General features: G+C 35.6%; 14 protein-coding genes and 2 tRNA genes. 12 read left to right on the top strand and 4 right to left on the bottom strand.

Translation table 11 applies throughout. The features are described from left to right. Window positions 1-194: 194 nt before the first annotated feature. The 8 genes from N0B16_RS07295 to pckA all read left to right on the top strand — a co-directional run bounded on the left by N0B16_RS07295 (window position 195) and on the right by pckA (window position 13502). Window positions 195-2996: a SusC/RagA family TonB-linked outer membrane protein gene (locus N0B16_RS07295; protein ID WP_262990125.1), complete on the top strand. Its 2802-nt coding sequence runs from the start codon at window positions 195-197 to the stop codon at window positions 2994-2996. Between the two features lie 14 nt (window positions 2997-3010). Continuing rightward, entirely contained in the window at window positions 3011-4477 is a 1467-nt protein-coding gene (locus N0B16_RS07290) for a RagB/SusD family nutrient uptake outer membrane protein (RefSeq protein ID WP_262990124.1), read from the top strand. Between the two features lie 136 nt (window positions 4478-4613). After that, window positions 4614-6554, top strand: a complete 1941-nt coding sequence (locus N0B16_RS07285) for a putative porin (protein WP_262990123.1) — start codon at window positions 4614-4616, stop codon at window positions 6552-6554. An 11-nt stretch (window positions 6555-6565) separates the two neighbouring features. Beyond that, entirely contained in the window at window positions 6566-8152 is a 1587-nt protein-coding gene (gene bshC / locus N0B16_RS07280) for a bacillithiol biosynthesis cysteine-adding enzyme BshC (protein ID WP_262990122.1), read from the top strand. Window positions 8153-8225: 73 nt separating this feature from the next. Beyond that, window positions 8226-9911 (top strand): amino acid ABC transporter substrate-binding protein, encoded by a 1686-nt coding sequence (locus N0B16_RS07275; protein WP_262990121.1) that lies wholly within the window; start codon window positions 8226-8228, stop codon window positions 9909-9911. 54 nt (window positions 9912-9965) lie between these two features. Further along, window positions 9966-10841 carry an ACP S-malonyltransferase gene (gene fabD, locus N0B16_RS07270; protein ID WP_262990120.1) on the top strand — a complete coding sequence of 292 codons (876 nt, stop codon included), beginning with the start codon at window positions 9966-9968 and terminating at the stop codon, window positions 10839-10841. 10 nt (window positions 10842-10851) lie between these two features. After that, window positions 10852-11757: a GYDIA family GHMP kinase gene (locus N0B16_RS07265; RefSeq protein ID WP_262990119.1), complete on the top strand. Its 906-nt coding sequence runs from the start codon at window positions 10852-10854 to the stop codon at window positions 11755-11757. Between the two features lie 125 nt (window positions 11758-11882). After that, window positions 11883-13502: a phosphoenolpyruvate carboxykinase (ATP) gene (gene pckA, locus N0B16_RS07260; protein WP_262990118.1), complete on the top strand. Its 1620-nt coding sequence runs from the start codon at window positions 11883-11885 to the stop codon at window positions 13500-13502. Between the two features lie 57 nt (window positions 13503-13559). On the opposite strand, the gene aroQ is transcribed toward pckA, so the two are convergent. Further along, entirely contained in the window at window positions 13560-13970 is a 411-nt protein-coding gene (aroQ, locus tag N0B16_RS07255) for a type II 3-dehydroquinate dehydratase (protein ID WP_262990117.1), read from the bottom strand. 128 nt (window positions 13971-14098) lie between these two features. On the opposite strand from aroQ, the gene N0B16_RS07250 reads away from it, so the two are divergent. From N0B16_RS07250 to N0B16_RS07235, 4 genes are all read left to right on the top strand, one after another. Continuing rightward, window positions 14099-16060, top strand: coding sequence for a heavy metal translocating P-type ATPase (locus N0B16_RS07250; protein ID WP_262990116.1), 1962 nt, complete (start codon window positions 14099-14101; stop codon window positions 16058-16060). A 506-nt stretch (window positions 16061-16566) separates the two neighbouring features. Further along, a complete protein-coding gene (locus N0B16_RS07245) occupies window positions 16567-16842 on the top strand; it encodes a YHS domain-containing protein (protein WP_262990115.1) in 276 nt (91 codons plus the stop codon). Continuing rightward, window positions 16829-17503, top strand: a complete 675-nt coding sequence (locus N0B16_RS07240; RefSeq protein WP_262990114.1) for an SCO family protein — start codon at window positions 16829-16831, stop codon at window positions 17501-17503. Before N0B16_RS07245 ends, N0B16_RS07240 begins: the two co-directional genes overlap by 14 nt. 22 nt (window positions 17504-17525) lie before the next feature. Further along, window positions 17526-18203 (top strand): superoxide dismutase, encoded by a 678-nt coding sequence (locus N0B16_RS07235; protein ID WP_262990113.1) that lies wholly within the window; start codon window positions 17526-17528, stop codon window positions 18201-18203. A 78-nt stretch (window positions 18204-18281) separates the two neighbouring features. On the opposite strand, the gene N0B16_RS07230 is transcribed toward N0B16_RS07235, so the two are convergent. From N0B16_RS07230 to N0B16_RS07220, 3 genes are all read right to left on the bottom strand, one after another. Further along, on the bottom strand, window positions 18282-19775 hold the full coding sequence (locus N0B16_RS07230) for a phage tail-like protein (protein WP_262990112.1): 1494 nt from the start codon (window positions 19773-19775) through the stop codon (window positions 18282-18284). Between the two features lie 297 nt (window positions 19776-20072). After that, window positions 20073-20144: transfer RNA gene (locus N0B16_RS07225), tRNA-Glu, on the bottom strand. Window positions 20145-20289: 145 nt separating this feature from the next. After that, window positions 20290-20361: transfer RNA gene (locus tag N0B16_RS07220), tRNA-Glu, on the bottom strand. Window positions 20362-20364 lie beyond the last annotated feature (3 nt).

Here is a 20364-nt window from a genome sequence, read left to right as displayed (position 1 = left end):
TTAAAAAATTTTTTTTAACACAGTTTTTTTATCATTTATCAAATAATAACACTCTTTAATTGTCAATTTTCATTTGTTTTTGCGAAATATTAGTAATGGCAATAAAAAAAACCGATAGATATCTTAATAAAAACTTGCAAGTGTTAATATTTATTAACATATTTGCCCATTAAAATATATTAAAATTTGTTAATATGAATGTTAAACTAAGTGTATTAAGTGCAGGAGCTTTGTTTTTTATCGGACAAATGGCTTTTGCGCAAACGAGAAAGAACGACACTATAGCGCCTGAAAAGCAAATCGAGGAAGTTGTGGTTACAGGTTATCGTACTAAAAAAACTGACGAAATCACTCAGGCTCAATCTGTTGTTGGAAGTGAAGAGTTAAAAAGACAATCTAATACATTGTCTTTGACAAACATGCTTCAAGGTAAGGCTCCAGGTGTGCTTGTACAAACTCTTAGTGGCCAACCTGGAAGTGGAGGTTCAATTACAATTAGAGGTTTCTCAAATTTTTCAAACACTCCAGCTTTAGTAGTAATTGATGGACAATATTCATCATTTGCTCAATTAAATGCGATAAATCCTAGCGATGTTGAGTCTCAGGTAATTCTTAAAGATGCTGCTGCAACTGCACAATATGGTTCAAGGGCTGCTGCTGGAGTATTGGTTGTAACAACAAAAAGAGGAACTAAAGGCAAAACCAGTTATAGCTTTGAATCAAGATTTGGAACTTCATGGAAAGTTCCAGATAAAGAAATGAATTTTCAAATGATGGATGCTGGTCAAAAGTTAGCTTTTGAAAATGCAATTTCTCCGCTTGTTGGAAATACTCCATACACTGATACGGAAGTTGCTGATTTAACGGCTTTGAATCACGATTGGCAGAAAGATGTTTTGAAAAATTCTACTGAAGAATCTTATTTCTTTTCAGCTAATGGAGGAACCGACAAGAGTACATTTTACTATTCATTAGGATATGATAGTAATTCTGGTATTGTTCAATATTTAAATGCACTAAAAAGGTACAGTGCTCGATTTAACTTTGAAAATGAATTAACGGATAGGATAAAAATTGGTATTAACGCCTCTTTACAGTATCAAAAAACTGAAAATCAAAGAGATTTGAATAACGCACAAAATCCATTTGCGTTTATGTATGCAGCAAATCCTTATGAACCGGTTTTCTTAGCTGATGGAACTTACAATCCGACTAATTCAGGTTTTCCATTGTTAGAATCATTGACAACAAATACATCTAGAAATAATAATCTTAGAATAAATGGGAATATTTTTGGAGAGTATAAATTGACTGATTGGTTGAAATTCAGATCTTCATTATTCAATACATTTGGTCAATTAAAAGGAAAGACTATTTTACAACCAGGCTCATATTTGGATGTGATTTTGGGGTATAATGGTCAGGTAAGTCAGTCAAATAATGATTTATATTATCTTACTGCTAATCAAAGAGTAGATTTTGACAAAAAGTTTGGGAAACATAAAGTGAGTGCTACAGCATTTTATGAATACAGTGCCGAAAGCAGTAATACAATGGCTGCAACAGGGAGGAACTACAGAACACCAGGATTAGATATCTTAAGTAATATGGTTACTCCTAATGCAACAACAGGAGGTAGAACTCAAACTAGACGTACTTCTATCGCATTGCTAGCTGATTACAACTATGATTCAAGATATTTGTTGAGTGGATCAATTAGAAGAGACGGAAGTTCTAGATTTGGTTTAGATAATCAATTTGGTACTTTCTATAGTGCAAGTGCCGCCTGGAATATCGCAAAGGAATCATTCATAAATATTCCAGATTTAAAGGCATTGAAACTAAGAGCTTCTTACGGTATTGCAGGAAACGATGCGCCAATTCCAGATTATGTAAACCAGCCATATGTAGGATTTGGATTGTATGGGCCTAGTGCCACTACGGTAGTTCCTACAACAGTTGGTAATAAAACGCTAGAATGGGAAAAAGTTAATATAACAAATGTTGGTTTAGATTTTAATTATCTGAATAGATTCAGAGGTTCTGTAGAATATTTCATTAATAAAAGGAGTGACTTTTTACAGTTAATTCCTAATGCAACAGTACAAGGAAGCTATACAGTTTATGATAATGCTGGAGAATTACAAAATAAAGGTTTAGAAGTAGACCTTACTGCGGATGTTATTAGAAAACAGGATTGGACTTTCCAATTAAGAGGTAATTTCTCTAATGTTAAAAATAAAATTCTAGCATTAAGACAAGGTGAAACTTCAAGAAATATTGGGAATAATAATAAACTTGAAGTAGGAGAAATGCCTTACTATTTTAGAATGGTAAGATCTGCAGGTATAAATGATCAAACTGGTGAGGCTTTATATTATACAAATCGTACTACTGCTAACCCAGGTGAAACATTCTATGATTTACCAGGTGGTAGAGCAACAAACGTATATTCTTCAAATGATATTCAGGATATTAAAGATAAATCACCATATCCTAAATATTTTGGTGGATTTGGTGCAACATTCACCTATAAGAATTTTGATGTTACAGCAGATTTTACCTACAAATATGGAGGGTACGCTGTTAATAACGAAGCATTAGATAGATTAGATCCTTCGCAGTTCAGCACGAATAAATCAGTAGATGCAGTGAATTATTGGCGAAATCCGGGAGATACAAATGTTCTTCCTGCACCAAACCCAGACGGAATTTGGATGACAGATTATTTCCTACAAAAAACAGATTATATCAGATTTAGAAGTTTAAATGTAGGATATACTTTTGATAAAAATTTCTTAGGAGATAAAGTACCATTAAGTTCTATTAGAGTATATGCTCAAGCTCAGAATTTATTCCTTTGGACAAAATATCAGGGTGATCCTGAAGTTGCTGTAGGTTCTGGAGAAGGTAATACAGATGTGCCGGGATCTTATTCATTATACACTTATCCTACACAAAAGACAGTAACAATAGGTGTTGAGTTACAATTTTAAATTTAGTTAAGATTATGAAAAATAAAATATTAAAAATATCAATATTAAGTGTTTTTACACTTGGTGTTTTAACTTCTTGTGAAAGAGAGTTAGACCAAGTTTCTTACAGTCAGATTCCACTTGATGAAGCTATGACTAAAGAAGCGAATTTTACCCAAGCAATTAATGGTGCATATTCTGCAATAAAAGGATCAGGTTATTTTTCGACAGATACTGGGAATCAGATTATTGTTCCAGATTTAACGACAGACAACCTTATTGTTAATCCACAAGGAAGACAATCTAATTTTACAGCATACAATTGGAGTTTTTCGTCTAATAACGGATCTGTAACTGGATTGTTTACACAAGCATACTTTGTAATTTCAAGAGCAAATGTTCCTTTGAAATATATAAGTAATCTTCCTGCTGGAACTTTTAGAAATAATATTGAGGGTCATGCAAGAGCAGTAAGAGCAGCAGCTCATTTTGACTTAGTAAGAGCATATTGTAAAATTCCAACACAATCAGCTGATGCAAATGCATCTTTAGGAATCCCTTACATAACAGAGTTTAATCCTTTAGAAAATAATGTTACTAGAAATCTTACAGTAGCTCAGGTATATGATAATATTATTTCTGATTTAAATTTTGCAGTTAATAATATTACAGAGAATCCTGCAGATAAGTCTAAATTTTCTAAAGCAGCAATTTATGGTTTATTATCCAGAGTATATTTATACAAAGGTGATTATAATAATGCCATTACTGCTGGAAATGCAAGTATTGCATTATCTCCAAGTGTAGGTGCTAGAGCTAATTTTACTAATATTTGGGCTTCAAATAATGTTGATGGGGTACTTCTTAAAATACTTAATTCTACACAAGAAAATGTTACAGTAGGAGTTGCTTATCAGCAAGGGGCAACTGCAACAGCAGGAAGTATTAGATCAGAATATGTAGTGCCAAAATCCTTAAATGACTTATATACTACTACTGATATTAGAAAATCTGCTTATATAAGAACTGCTTCATATCAAGGAAGTCAAAGAAATCATGTCATTAAATGGGCATTTAACACAGGTGGAGGAACTCCTTTAAATGTTGTCGAGCCTAAATATTTAAGAACTGCAGAAGTGTATTTAAATGTTGCGGAAGCTGCATTTAAATCAGGAAATGAAACATTAGCTAATTCATTATTGAATACATTAAAGGCTCAGAGATACTCTCCTTATGTATCTGTAAATTTAACAGGTGCTGCACTTAATGCTGAGATCATGCTTCAGAGAAGACTAGAACTAGCTTTTGAAAATGATAGATTCTATACATTCAAAAGGTTAGGTCTTACCATGCAGAGAACTGGAGAAGGACCAAATGTTGATGGAACTGGTACAGCATCTGTTGTTCAGACTATTCTACCATCAGATACGAGATGGCAATGGCCAATTCCGCAGTCAACAATAAATGTTACTCCGGCATTTCAACAAAACCCTGGTTATTAATCAATCAATAATCATAATAATGAAACCCTGCTCTCAGCAGGGTTTTTTATTTCCTTTTATTTCTTATTTTTGTGGAGACGAAATCAGAACTCAAAAAACTTTTGGTTTTTGAGGTTCTGTAACATAAAACAACTCAATGAAATACCTATTCATTCTCATACTCTTTTTCGGTTCGCTCTTTAAGGCACAGGTAATTGTCAATAAAACAGATTCTAACAGGCTTGAAAAAAAATTAGAAGATACATTGGTCATTGATTCAGGTAAAAAAGATTCCCTGAAAATATTTAAACCAACTATTTACGACTATCAGTTCCAGACACAATATGCAGAAAAGAAAATCTTTGACACAGTGATGTCAATTGACAAGACCTATATTTTTTCGCAGTATAATAACAGAGATAATTTTGGAAGAGTACAGTTTGCAAATATTGGTTCGGGGTTTAACCCATTATCGTATGAAGTCAATTCCGAACAAAATTTATCATTACTGCCTGCGAATAAAGCATACGGTATTTTAGGAGTAAATGATATTCAATATTATGATGTAAAAACACCCACGGCAACATTTATTTATCACAATGCAATGCGAAATGGTGCCGCTTTACGATCTACATATACCCAAAACATCGGCAAAAGATTCAATTTTGCGATTGAATACATGGGACTTCGATCTCAGGGAATGTACAGGAATTCTTTAGCTGCAAACAATAACGTTTTATTTTCAGGACATTACACTTCAAAAAGCGGAAACTACGAGCTCTTCACGCATTATCTCCATCAGAATGTGAACAATCAGGAATCTGGCGGAATTGTAGACGATAATCTTTTTCAGGCAGGTGACAGCGATTACAGCAATAAATGGAATGCACAGGTAAATTTAGCATCCTCAAGCTCTCAGTATTCTTACAGAAGATATTACCTCAGTCATCAGTTTACCCCTTTTAATGCTGAAAAGTTCCCGTTCCGGATAAGGCATACAATTTCCAACCAGGGAAATAAATATTATTACAATCAAGGCTCTTTAGAAAGTTATTGGTATGATGCGGACTCAGAATTGGTTTCAGGATTTCCTTTGGCTACAAAAAAATATTCAAATAATTTCAGCAACACGGTTAGTTTGGTTTTTGATAATGAAAAGTTCAAACTGGATGCGGGAGTGCGTTATCAGATGTTGAAATTCGGGTTGAATGACATCGTCTTAGGCAGCCTGTCTGTTCCAAATGAGCTGAAAGAAAACAGATTGGGGGCAGTAGGAAATTTGCAGGTAAAATTATTTGACAAGCTTCAGCTCAATTCATTCCTGGAATTTTCCAATGGAAGTCAGTTTGGGACGTACCTGAAAACAACAAATACTATTAAATTTGAACCTGTAAAGGGATACTTTGTTAACGCAAAAGTTAATTTCCAGAGTACTTACCCATCATTCAACTATCTTGCGAACACCTCGGTATATAAAAAATACAATTACTTTCTAGAGGATGCAAAAAACCAGTCCATTACAGAAATCGGTGGAAATATCAATTTAAAATGGTTTAAAACGGAAGTATTTGCCAATTATTTCAGGATAGACAATTATACCTACTTTAATGCGGCAGCAATGCCAAAACAAAGCGAAAACTCTCTTAATATTTCGCAGATTGGAGGTGATGCGACATTCAGTTACAGGAAGTTTCATCTCAATACAAGAGTACAGTTCCAAAATGCTTTGACGAATAAAGAATTGCTTCCCATGCCATCATTTATAGGAAGAGCCAATATTTATTTTCAGTCAAAAGCATTTAAGAAGGCAGCTGAAATTCAGGCAGGAATCAAAGTGTATTATTTCACAAAATTTGCGTCAAGAGATTATTTTCCTATTTTGAACGAGTATATTTTACCGGGTACAGATTCATTTTCAATTGGAGGGCAACCTATTGCGGATGTTTATTTTAATATGAAAGTAAAAAGAATGTTTTTTTTCATCGAAGGACAGCAAATAGGAAATCTGGTCTCAGCAAACAAAGCCTATGCATTTCCACATTATCCGGTATACGATTTCAGGGTAAATATCGGAATTGTCTGGTATCTGTTCAACTAAAATTAATCACGTTGAAAACAATCAATAAAATAGCATTTAACGAGATCGAGAGCATTCCTCAGCTTGTAAAAGACTTTTTAAACCGTCAGATTGAAGGGTTCGAAAACAGCACTTTTTCATTGGATCATTTTGCGAAACAGATCCATGCGAAGCAAAATTCTTTTGACATTAAACAAAGAGCAATATTGTCGGAAACATTTCAACAGCAGTTTTCAGATGGTATGCTTTCTTCAAAACAGAAAGAAAATATTGAGAGCCTGAAGTCCATAAATACCTTTACGATTACGACCGGCCATCAGCTGAACCTGTTTTCGGGGCCTTCATTTTTCATGTATAAAATTTTGCAGACCATAAAAACCTGCACTTATCTTAAAGAAAATTTTCCTGATTTTAATTTTGTTCCGGTATACTGGATGGCATCGGAAGATCATGATTTTGAAGAAATCAACCATTTTAAGACCGAAAATAATTACTATGAGATCAATGAAAAATCCGGGGGTGCAGTCGGAAGAATCAAAATAAGCGATACGTTTTTCATCTCTGAATTTGAAAAAGAATATAAAGATTCCATTTTCGGGACTGAATTGATTTTAATGCTCAAAGAAGCATACAAAATTGGAAATACATTGACGGAAGCAATCCTGATTTTGGTCAACAGATTGTTTTCAGATTTTGGACTACTGATTCTGGATGGAGATTCCCAAGCGTTAAAAAATCAGGTCAAAACAATTTTTAAAGACGAGATTTTGAATTTTAGCCTTGAAAAAATAGCTAAACAAAAAATAGATTATCTTACAGAAAAATACGGAAAAGTTCAGGTTAATCCCAGAGCAATTAACTTATTTTATCTTTCAGATACCCGCGACAGGATCGATTTTGATGGAGAAAAATACAGTATTGTTGATAAGAATATTGAATTTACAAAAGAAGAAATTGTAGAAGAACTGGAGAGTTTTCCGGAAAAATTCAGCCCGAATGCATTAATGCGTCCTGTTTACCAAGAGAAAGTTTTGCCTAATCTTGCTTATATTGGCGGAAATGCCGAAATTATGTACTGGCTGGAGCTGAAAGATTATTTTTCTGCGCTAGAGATTCCGTTTCCGATTTTAATTCCCAGAAATTCAATGCTTTTTTTAAGAGAGAAAACCTTGAAAAAGATAGACAAGCTGCATTTAAAAACAGATGATTTCTTTCAGAACTTTACCAAAATTACAGAAGCTAAAATTTTAGGGAGCAGTATTATTCTTAAATCTTTACAGGAAAAAGAAAACTTCATAATTCAACAATTTTCAGACCTGAAATCTTTAGCTGAAAACACAGATCCGTCATTTGGGAATTTAGTAAAAGCAGAGGAGGTAAGACAGCTTAGATCTTTTATCAGGATGAAAAAAAGGCTTCTTCGTGCCGAGAAAATAAAGCAGCGCGAATTGCTGCAACGTCTGGAAAATTTATTCCTCGATATACATCCTTCAAAAACGTGGCAGGAAAGAATTTATAATTTCAGTGTATTTTTTGCAGATTACGGCTACGAGTGGCTCGAAGTTTGTCTGGAAGAGATGGTGGTGGAAGAATCAAAATTAATAATTGTTGCGGTTTAATTTTAAAGAAGTATTTTTGTACTTTATATTTTCAAAAATGATTAAGAGGTTTTTTATACTATCTGGTTTATGTATGTTTCTGGCAGTTTCTGCCCAGAAAACACACACGGTTATAAAAGGTGATAATCCCTATAATATTTCTAAAAAATATGGGATAACCGTAGATGAATTACTGAAACTTAATCCGAAGTTTAAAGACGGCAAACTCTCCATAGGAGATGTGGTGACAGTAAAATCTGAAAAGAGTGCAGCGCCCAAAAAATCTACACCAGCAAATACTTCAGCACAGACTGGAAAAATCGTTTTACAGCCAAAACAAACCGTTTACGGAATTACAAAGCAATACAGAATTACCGAAACTGAGCTCAGAAAGCTTAACCCGGATTTGGATGCGCACATGAAAATCGGGGAAGAGATCACTTTACCGCTCGACAGTATAAAAAAATACGGAGGTACTCAGGCTCCCGTCTCTGCACCAAGACCCGCTGAAGTAACGTCTGAAGTGGAATCTGCTAATAATAAAACTAAAATAGATTCCGGAAACGAAAGATCTTCTTCAAACAATACTTCAGACAGTCAGGATGAATATGCAACCTACACGGTAGAGCAGGGAGACACGGTTTTCTCGATCGTAAATAAATTTGGAATTACCATAGACGAATTAGTTGCTTTGAATCCTGAATTATCAAGAGGGTTGAAAGCGGGAATGATTTTAAAGATTAAAAAACTTGATGCAGCGTATGTAAAGAAAAATGGGGATGCACTGAGTGTTGTTTTGATGCTTCCGTTCGGATACAGCAGCAACGAAACACAATACAGAAGCATGGCTATGGATTTTCTTACCGGTGCAAAATTGGCGATAGAAAGAAATGCTTCAAACGGACAAAAGCTAGACATCAAAATCGTAGATTCCGGAAATGAAGCTTCATTTAAAAGCTCGTTGACGCAGATTAACCCTAATAATACAGACTTAATTATTGGGCCTTTCTTTAAATCAAACGTAATTGATCTTTTGGATTTTACAAGAACGCAGAAAATTCCTGTTGTAGCACCATTTGCCAACTCACCGGAACTGTATAATTACAGTAATTTGATTATTGTGGAAACCAATGATCAGACGTATGCCGATAAGATGGTCGAAGAGGTAAAAACGGTATATTCTGATCAAAAGATTTACATTGTTGCTGATTCTAAAAAAGAAAATGCCAATTATTTAAAGGCAAATCTTGAAAAGGCGGTTAAGAATGCTAATGTTATTGTGGTAAATTCTGCTGCAGATATTCAGTTGGACCAAAATATGATGACCGGTCAGTCGGCTCCGGTTATTGCGATTTTAGCAAGTGATAATGACAATATCGGCGAAGCATTTTCTACGAGAATGATTGCACTTTCCAAAGAAGTACAGGGAATGAGAGCATTCAGCATGTATGCCGTTCCAAGCTTTGAGAAAAAAGTAGATGAGCTGAGCCAGGCTAATTTAGTATATTTAATGGACAGAAAAATAAATGCAGAAGGAAGCTTCGAAAAAGAAATTTTAGCAGCGTATAAAGCTAAATACTGCAAAACTCCGGGGAAATATGCCATTATCGGTTTTGACGTCGTAAATGATATGTTGACCAGAGAAAATAAAAAAGGCGAGATCCTGAAACAGATGAATAAAGTGCAAACACAACTTGCTACCAAGTTTGAGTTTGTAAAGTCAAAAACCAACGGAGCGTATGTCAATACAGGATTCCGCGTGATCAGATTAGTTCCGTAAAAAAAAGTATCATACTTTTATAATCATAGAGTTATATTAATTTTAAATCAATACATGAAAGCACTTGTATTTCCTGGGCAAGGTTCACAGTTTGTGGGGATGGGAAAAGAATTATACGATTCCCGTAAAGACATCAAAGACCTTATGGAATCTGCCAATGAAATTTTAGGGTTCGACATTCTTTCCATTATGTTTAACGGAGCAGATGAAGATCTTAAAAAAACAGAAGTTACACAACCTTCTATATTCATCCATTCGGTGGCTGCTTTAAAAGCAATCAACGGTCTTGGCGCTGAAATGGTTGCCGGACATTCATTAGGAGAATTCTCAGCATTGGTTGCCAATGGTGTTTTATCATTTGATGATGGTTTAAAGCTGGTTTCCGAAAGAGCAAAAGCAATGCAGGATGCATGTAATGCAAACCCAAGTTCTATGGCAGCGATTTTAGGACTGGAAGATGCAAAAGTAGAAGAAATATGCTCCACGATTGATGGGATTGTAGTTCCTGCCAATTATAACTGTCCCGGACAATTGGTGATTTCAGGAGAAACAGCAGCCGTGGAAGCTGCTTGTGCAAAGCTGAAAGAAGCCGGAGCTAAAAGAGCATTATTATTACCTGTAAACGGAGCTTTCCATTCCCCGTTAATGCAACCAGCACAGGAAAGACTGGCTGCAGCAATAGAAAAAACAAAATTCAGGAATGCCACAATTCCTGTTTATCAAAATATTACAACAAACGCAGTTACAGATCCGGAGCAAATTAAAAATAATCTTATTGCACAATTGACAGGTCCCGTAAAATGGACTCAGTCTGTTCAGAATATGATTAAAGACGGAGCTACTAAATTTATTGAAGTGGGGCCTGGAAAAACACTTCAGGGACTGATCAAAAAAATTGACAGTTCTGTAGAAGCAGTTTCTGCGATTTAAATAAAAACAAATGAGCAGGATATTTTCACCTGGAAAGCTGATGCTGACTTCTGAATATTTTGCCATAGACGGAGCTCTTGTCTTAGCGGTACCCACAAAGCTAGGACAAGAGTTTTTTTTTGAAAAACAAAATAACGGAAAATCAATACTTACCTGGGAAGCTTTTCATCAGCAAAAACCATGGTTAACAGCAGTTATTGATTATAAAAACTGGGAAATTCTAGATGCCAATATCAGTTCAGGCGCAGAATTTATTGTAAAAGTTTTAAAAAATGTTCAGCATCTTTCTGAAATTCAATTAAAAAGTACTGATTCTTATCATTTAAAAACCAACCTTCAGTTTCCTCCTGATTTTGGTTTGGGAAGCAGCTCCACTTTAATGAATAATCTTGCAGAATGGGCAGATATTGATCCTTTCCAACTCAATGCTGTTAGTTTGGGAGGAAGTGGATATGATATTGCCGTGGCAAAAGCCAAGTCTGCAGTTCTTTTTCAGAACAAACCCGAAATCTTTTTCGAAAAAGTAAATTTTAATCCGAAATTTAAAAACAGCTTAATTTTTATCCATCTCAACCAAAAGCAGGATAGCCGTGAAGGGATTCATCTTTATAAGTCAAAAATAAAGTCTCCGAAATTAGTGGAAGAATTTTCTGATCTCACAAGAAATATTTTGTTATGTAATGAATTGGAAAAATTTTCACAGCTAATGATGCTTCATGAACAAAAAATTTCAGATTTTATTGAAATTCCGACAGTTAAGGAAAAATATTTCTCCGATTGCCCTTCTTTTGTAAAAAGTTTGGGCGCATGGGGCGGAGATTTTGTGATGAGCGCAAAATTTAACGGCTTTGAGGACTATTTTTGGGGAAAAGGTTTTACTACTGTTTTTGAATGGAAGGATCTAATAAATTCGTAATCAGTATTTTATAAGCCTGTATTTTTATTTGCCATTTTCGCTTATATGTTTATATTTATCGAACTTTAACAATTCGTTAATATTAATTATGTTAAACGGAAAAAGAAAAAGAAAATATAAGTAAAATGAAAAACGCTAAAATCATCCAGGATTTACAAAAATTAGGGATTAAAGGAGAGTACGATTTAATATATAACCCTTCGTATGAAGAATTATATCAAGCTGAAGTATCCCCTGAAAATAAGGGTTTTGAAAAAGCTGAACTCACGGAATCTGGAGCCGTATCTGTAAAAACAGGAATTTTCACAGGTCGTTCTCCTAAAGATAGATATATTGTTCAGGATGATGTAACGAAAGATACTATTTTCTGGGATGGCAAAGTAAATTTGCCTACCACTTCTGAAGTTTTTGAATCTTGTAAAACTTTGGTTCTAGATCAGCTTTCCGAAGCTAAAAAAATCTATGTGGTCGATACATTCTGCGGAACCAATACCGATACAAGACTAAAGGTGAGATTCATCGTAGAAGTAGCTTGGCAGGCGCATTTTGTGACCAATATGTTCATCCGTCCTTCTCATTTCGAATTAGAAAATTTTGGCGAGCCGGATTTTACGGTAATCAATGGTTCAAAAACAACCAATCCAAACTGGCAGGAGCAGGATCTGAATTCTGAAAACTTCGTCATGTTCAACCTTACTGAAAAATTACAGATCATTGGCGGTACTTGGTACGGCGGTGAAATGAAAAAAGGAATGTTTGCAATGATGAATTACTATCTTCCATTAAAAGGAATGGCATCGATGCACTGTTCTGCAAACGTAGGAGAAGAAGGAGATGTTGCCTTATTCTTTGGGCTTTCCGGTACGGGGAAAACAACTTTATCTGCAGATCCTAAACGATATTTAATCGGTGATGATGAGCACGGTTGGGATAACAACGGAGTCTTCAATTACGAAGGAGGATGTTATGCAAAAGTAATCGACTTATCTGCAGAAAAAGAGCCGGATATTTTCAGAGCAATCAAAAGAGATGCGCTTCTTGAAAACGTAGTGGTACATGACGGAATTGCTGATTATACAGACGGTTCTATCACTGAAAATACAAGAGTTTCTTATCCAATTTATCATATTAATAAAATCGTTTTGCCTTCAAAAGCAGGTCATGCAAGCAAGATTGTTTATCTTTCTGCGGATGCTTTCGGAGTCTTGCCTCCGGTTTCAATATTAGATGAAGATCAGGCTCAGTATCATTTCCTTTGCGGGTATACTTCAAAGTTGGCCGGAACCGAAAGAGGGATTACAGCTCCTGAACCGTCATTCTCACCTGCATTTGGCGAGGCTTTCCTTACATTACATCCTACCATGTATTCTAAAACACTGATCGGGAAGATGAAAGAGCACGGTGCAAAAGCATATCTTGTAAACACAGGCTGGAACGGAACAGGCAAAAGAATTTCGCTAAAAGATACAAGAGCTATTATTGATGCAATCATCGACGGTTCTATTGAAAAAGCAGAGAAAACCACAATCCCGGTGATGAATCTGGAAATCCCTGCTTCGTTACCGAATGTTTCTGAAGGAATTTTAGATCCGAGAGATACCTATAATGATGTTTCTGAATGGGAAGAAAAAGCAAAAGATCTTGCTGCAAAATATATCAAAAACTTTGAGCAGTATTGTGATTCTGATGAAGCTAAAAAACTGGTCGCTTCAGGGCCTCAATTGCAACAGCAGACAACAAACTAAAATATACAGCCTCATCATCTGATGAGGCTTTTTTTTATTACAAATTGTAATGATTTATTACAATTTTAAGCTTAATAAAGCTAACCGATATCCATCTATCCCGAATCCTGATAAAACACCGTCGGTGTAAGCCGCTGTTACAGATTTCTGACGAAATTCTTCCCTTTTGTAAATATTGCTGATGTGAACTTCCACCTTCGGCTTCTTAATATTGTTCAGGCAGTCTGCAATGGCGTAAGAATAATGTGTAAATGCACCCGGATTGATGATCACCGCATCAAAATCATCTTCCTGAAGCCGGTTAATCAGTTCCCCTTCTACATTAGACTGATAATATTTCAGTTCAACTGACGGAAATTCAGATTTTAATTGCTCCAGATAATCTTCCATAGAAACCTCTCCGTAAATTTCAGGCTCTCTTGTGCCTAAAAGATTCAGATTAGGGCCATTTATTATTAAAACTTTCATAGTATAAATGTAAGTTTTTTTAAGATAATGTGAAATTTTCTAATTTTAAGTTTAAAAATATCATGTAAAGATGTTACGTTTGCAGTAGTATTACACGTGATGAAGGTTATTTTATTTAAAATTAAGCTATGGAAGAATGTTGCAGTACAAAAGCCGCGAAAAAAGACACGCATACAGAAGATCATCACACCCATGATCCCCATGATCATTCGCATGATACAGCAAGTAAAACGACTGTTCAGTTGTTTTTACCGGCTATCATATCCTTTTTGGTATTATTGTCAGGAATTGGATTGGATTATTTCTTTCAACCGGAATGGTTTTCCGGCTGGATACGGGCTGTTTGGTATATAATTGCTTACATTCCCGTAGGAATCCCTGTTTTGAAAGAAGCTTATCAAAGTATTACTCATGGGGATGTGTTTTCCGAGTTTTTCCTGATGGGAATTGCAACAATAGGTGCTTTTGGGATCGGGGAATATCCGGAAGGAGTTGCCGTAATGCTTTTTTATTCTGTAGGAGAGGTTTTTCAGGCAATAGCCGTCACAAGAGCCAAAAGTAATATCAAATCACTTCTCGATCAGCGTCCGGATGAAGTAACTGTTTTAGAAAACGGAATACCCAAAACTGTAAAAGCAGAAAAAGTAAATATCGGTGAGACAATTCAACTTAAATCTGGCGAAAAATTAGGTCTTGACGGCGAATTGATTTCTGAAAAAGCTTCTTTTAATACGGCTGCGCTCACCGGAGAAAGCAAACCGGACCGTAAAATAAAAGGTGAAACTGTTTTGGCAGGAATGATTAATCTGAACACGGTAAGTCTGGTAAAGGTAACTGCTGCATACAAAGACAGCAAACTCAGCAGGATTTTAGAACTGGTTCAGAATGCGACCGCTCAAAAAGCTCCGACCGAATTATTCATTAGAAAATTTGCAAAAATATATACTCCTATCGTGGTTTTTCTTGCGATCGGGATTACTTTCTTACCTTTTTTTGTGGTCGGTGACTACCAATTTAAAGAGTGGCTGTATAAAGCTTTGGTATTTTTAGTTATTTCCTGTCCGTGTGCTTTGGTTATTTCCATTCCGTTAGGGTATTTTGGAGGGATTGGCGCAGGAAGCAGAAACGGAATTTTAATTAAAGGAAGCAATTTTTTAGATATACTTGCGAATGTTCGGCATGTGGTGATGGATAAAACCGGAACAATGACAGAAGGTGTTTTTAATGTTCAGGAAGTTCATTTCAATCAGGAATTTAATCAGACTGAAATTGTAAAGCTGGTGAATGCTCTGGAAAGTCAAAGTACACATCCAGTTGCAACCGCTGTCCGTCAATTTGCAGGTCAAGCAGATCATACTATTTCTTTAGTGAATGTGGAAGAAATTGCAGGGCAGGGCTTGAAAGGAATTGTTAACGGAAAGGAACTGTTGGTGGGCAATTTTAAGTTACTGGATGTATATAAAATAACGGTTACAAATAAGCCTGAAAATAAAGCAGATACTTTAATCGCTATAGCTTATGACAAAAAATATGCAGGCTATATTTCAATTGCAGACCGCATCAAGGAAAATGCAAAGATTACGATCAATCAGTTAAAAGCATTGAATGTAAAAACGACAATGCTCAGCGGCGATAAAATTTCTGTGGTACAATCTGTTGCAGATCAGCTGGGAATAGAAAACGCGTATGGCGACTTGCTGCCTGAAGATAAAGTGAATAAGGTAAAAGAAATAAAAGCTGAAAACCAAACCGTTGTCTTTGTGGGAGACGGTGTAAATGACGCTCCTGTCGTTGCATTGAGCGATGTAGGGATTGCAATGGGCGGTTTGGGTAGCGATGCTACCATCGAAACGGCAGACATTGTAATACAGGATGACCGGCCGGAAAAGATTCCGATGGCCATCAATATCGGGAAGCAGACCAAAAAAATAGTCTGGCAAAATATTACAATGGCATTTATGGTGAAAGCAGTGGTATTAATTCTTGGAGCAGGCGGAATTGCAACGATGTGGGAAGCCGTTTTTGCAGATGTGGGTGTTGCGTTGCTGGCTATTTTAAACGCGGTGAGAATACAGAATATGAAATTTTAACAGAATAAGTCTATAATGATATTCATCATAAATGAAAATCTGATAATTTTCAGCAGTATATTTGTGTAAATATTAACATCCTGAAATATTTTATTTCTTTTTTCATCATTTTTACCCTTGCAATACGCCCTGTCTTGCCGCTTATCAACTATGCAGTAAACTACTCCTATATCGTGAGTAACCTTTGTGAAAAAAGAAATAATGCACAATCTACCTGCAACGGAAAATGCTACATTAAAAAGGAACTCGCAAAAACTGGAAAAGAGAATATTCCTCAAAACAATAAAATTTCTTTTTTAGATGTTTTCATATCTGCTGAAATTCTATCTTGCCCCGTTAAAACTGATCCTGAATTTTTATTGAAAAATATCCGTCAGAATCGATCCGTTTTTTACATTTCAGATTATTTCTCAAGAATATTTCATCCCCCGCTTGTATAAATTTATTAAATGACCCCTTTTGGCAATCGTCAAAACCTTTACTATTAATAAAATTATATTCTCATTATGAAATCAACAGTTATTTTGACAGCCCTGCTGTCAATGATATTACTTTCGTGTGCCAAGGAAGCCCCAAAAGTAAAACATAAAAAAACTATGCATTCTTCAGGCGAAGTTTTAAAAAATATCCAGATTGTAAATACAGAAGATCCTGTATGTCATATGAATATGCCTGAATATTTAAAAGATACCGCGGAATATCATCATCAAACGTACGGTTTTTGCAGCACTTTCTGCAAAGATGAATTTGTAAAAAAACCACAGCAATATGTTAAACAATAAAAAATCAAATAAGAATAAAGTGATTATTCCTGTTGTGGTAATCATTTTGCTGTTTTTAGGGATCGGAATCGGAATGAGTTATTTTAAAAAAAATCTTTATACCGTGATGAAAGTCCCGGGTTTTGAACTTACCGATCAGAACGATCAAAAGATAACAGATAAAACCATGCTCGGAAAAGTGTATCTCGTAGAATTTTTCTACAGTACATGTCCCACGATATGTCCTGTAATGAATTCTAATATGAAATTTATTGAAAACGAAATTGATGATCCCAATTTTGGCATTATTTCCATCAGTATCGACCCCAAAAATGATACAACTGAAATTCTAAAGCAGCACGCTAAAAAACTGGGCGTGAAATCCCCAAACTGGCATTTTCTTACCGGAGACCGTGACTATATCGGAAAAATTGCAGATCAGTTTAATATTTATGTAGGGGATAAGGAAGATGAAAGCGAAAGTCTCAATCACAGCGGAATGATCGCTTTGGTCGATCAGGATGGTAACATCTGCTGCAGGTACGATAAAAATAATATGCCGATTCTATATTATTCAGGATTAAACTATAATGATCCGGAAGGCAAGAATATGGAGTTAACCGGGAAATACCATCCGGATCGGGAAATTTTAATTGAAGATATCAGAAAATTGTTAAAGTGATAATGACCCAAAAAATTATTGTATGAAAATTTTAAAAACAGCAGCAATTACTGCAGTATTTGCAGCACAGTTTGCTTTTGCACAGTTTAAACAAACCCCTTTACCGTATGCGTACAATTCTCTTGAAGGTTATATAGATGCGCAGACCATGGAAATTCATTACACAAAACATGCAGCGGCATATGTAAGCAATTTAAATAAGGCAATTGCAGGAACTCCACAGGAAAAACAGACCTTAGTTCAGATTCTTTCTAAAGCAGGCACTTTATCACCCGCTGTCAGAAATAATGCAGGTGGCCATTACAATCATGAACTATTCTGGACGGTACTGACTCCTGAGAAAAATACACAGCCTTCAGCAAAACTTTTTAAAGCAATTAATGATGCGTTCGGAAGTATGGATGCTTTCAAGGAAAAAATTAATAAGGCCGGAGCGGAGCGTTTTGGATCCGGTTGGGCGTGGCTTTCGGTAGGTAAAGACGGTAAATTGTTTGTTTCTTCAACATCTAATCAGGATAATCCGTTAATGGATGTCGTGGAAGAAAAAGGAACTCCCATATTTGGGATCGACGTTTGGGAACATGCGTATTATCTGAAATATCAAAATAAAAGAGCCGATTATCTTACCGAAATCTGGAATGTGACCAACTGGAAAGAAATAAGCAGAAGATATGAAGAAGCTATCAATAATCAGCAGTAAACGTAAATTGTGAATTGCATCAAAAAAAGCCACTGTTACTCACAGTGGCTTTGTATTGATACTTATTCAAAAGATTATTTATTTTATGGTTATCGTCATATTCGGTACAACGATATCACCTGTAGAGCCTGAAAAGCGCTGTGCGAAAATCTCAACATAATCATTGGTTAAAAGTTCTGTAGTACCATTGATAGGGACTACGACAATATCATTGGTGGCAGATCCACGACCATAAATTTTAAATTGACTAAGAACAGTTCCGTTCTTAGCAATATAAATAATGTATGTTCCGGCAGCCGGAACCTGAAAAGATACCGATCCTGTGATCTGGAAGATTCTTTTCTTTTTACCTAAATATTTTAATCTGGCAGGTACACCATCTGTGGAAAATCTGAATAAATTTGAAGAGGTAGAAATTGATGATGCCGTACCAATTTTCACGATATTACTGGGGTTACTGGTGCTGAATGTAACTGCGATACCGCTTCCAACTGCATAGTCTACAGCAAAATCTCCTACGGCATTGATATCTCCTTCTGTCGGAATACCAGCAGATCGTACAGTCCAGCTGTTGTTAAAATTATATCCGGTGTATGTACCTGTAGTATAGGGTTTCACATATCCCGAGGTCGTGTTTCCTGTGAAAACTACAGACTCCATGACAGCATCGCCGCTTATGGTAAGCCCGGAAGTAGACACGTCTAATCCGATAGCGGTTCCATTTACCTGGCTAAAGCCGCCTTGTTTTTCGACCAATGTAAAGGTACCGGTCAGCTTTTCAAAAGTACCTGTATTGTTGCCAAACCAGCCTAAGTTACTGAGAAGTAACTGAGTGATATTATTATAAGTAATTCCATTAGCATTTCCCGTAAACTGAATAATGCTTAAAAAAACGAGGCCGAAACCTGAAATTGTGCCTACACTATTTGAATTGGCAACAATACAATCTCTGAATATTAAATTTTGTGTTGCTGCGCCGTTAAGATTAAATATGCTTCCTGCGGAAGCAATTAGCGTTACACTTCGAATACTTCCCCCGGTAGCGCCTTCAAAAATATTGCCGGTATTTCTTACAATAATATCATTGTTTGTATCTAAACCTTGAATGTAACAATTATTCATATCAATCGGAAAATCGAATACGATCTGACCATTGATTTCATATAATGTATTAGAATCCATAAGGTATTTTGTACCCCCTCCTGCAGCCAGCTCGGCAGCGAGCACAGTGGCCAATACATCTGTTGATCTTATCCTTTTGAAATTCAGCCTGCCCGCCACTCCTGTTGCAAGCTGCGACCATGAAGAAGTAGCGCTTGTGTAAAAATAAAATAATTTCAACGTGGTATCATACACCAATAATCCGTCTGCCGGCGATACGATAGCATTCCGCTGAGCGGTTGTCATTCTTGGTGCTAATAGTCCTTTTGTAGTTGAATTTATATCTAATGCAGAGCTTGGATCCGGAGTCGTAGTGTTAATTCCGACCTGTGCTTTGGCGGTAATCACCAATAATGCGAAAAAAAGGAGAAATAAAAATTTCTGCTTGTAAGTAATATAGGTTGGTAGCATATTAATTAATTTGAGTTAATTTTAAGAATATATTTAATTCACTAATTTGTAATAAAATTTACAATAATCTAAAAATATATAATATTTATTTAAAAATTATATATTAATAAATTTATTATATTGAATATTATGTAATAGCAAATCTACACATATTTTTTGCATATATGCTATGATTAAGATCATAATGAATATTTAACAAAAAGCTATCTTAATTTTACATCGCAGAATACGATTGATATAAAGAAAATCAATAAAAGAAAAAGCACTTACAATTACTGTAAGTGCTGATGAAATGGGTAGCCCGTAGGGGAGTCGAACCCCTCTTACCAGAATGAAAATCTGAGGTCCTAACCGATAGACGAACGGGCCTTCTGCATGATAAACATGCTTGCTTTCTAATTTTACAGTTTAGAAATAACTGCTAAGAATTTGCAATATGCATCTCTTTGATTTCTTCAGCTAGCCTGAAAAAAAGTTGTAAAAAAGAGACTTTAAAATAAAATCTCTTTTTTTGTAGCCCGTAGGGGAGTCGAACCCCTCTTACCAGAATGAAAATCTGAGGTCCTAACCGATAGACGAACGGGCCGGC

The sequence above is a fragment of the Chryseobacterium gilvum genome (assembly GCF_025628965.1).
GTDB lineage: Bacteria > Bacteroidota > Bacteroidia > Flavobacteriales > Weeksellaceae > Chryseobacterium > Chryseobacterium gilvum.
The sequence above is the reverse complement of the archived record's forward strand: the minus strand, read 5'-3'. Positions and strand labels throughout refer to the sequence as shown.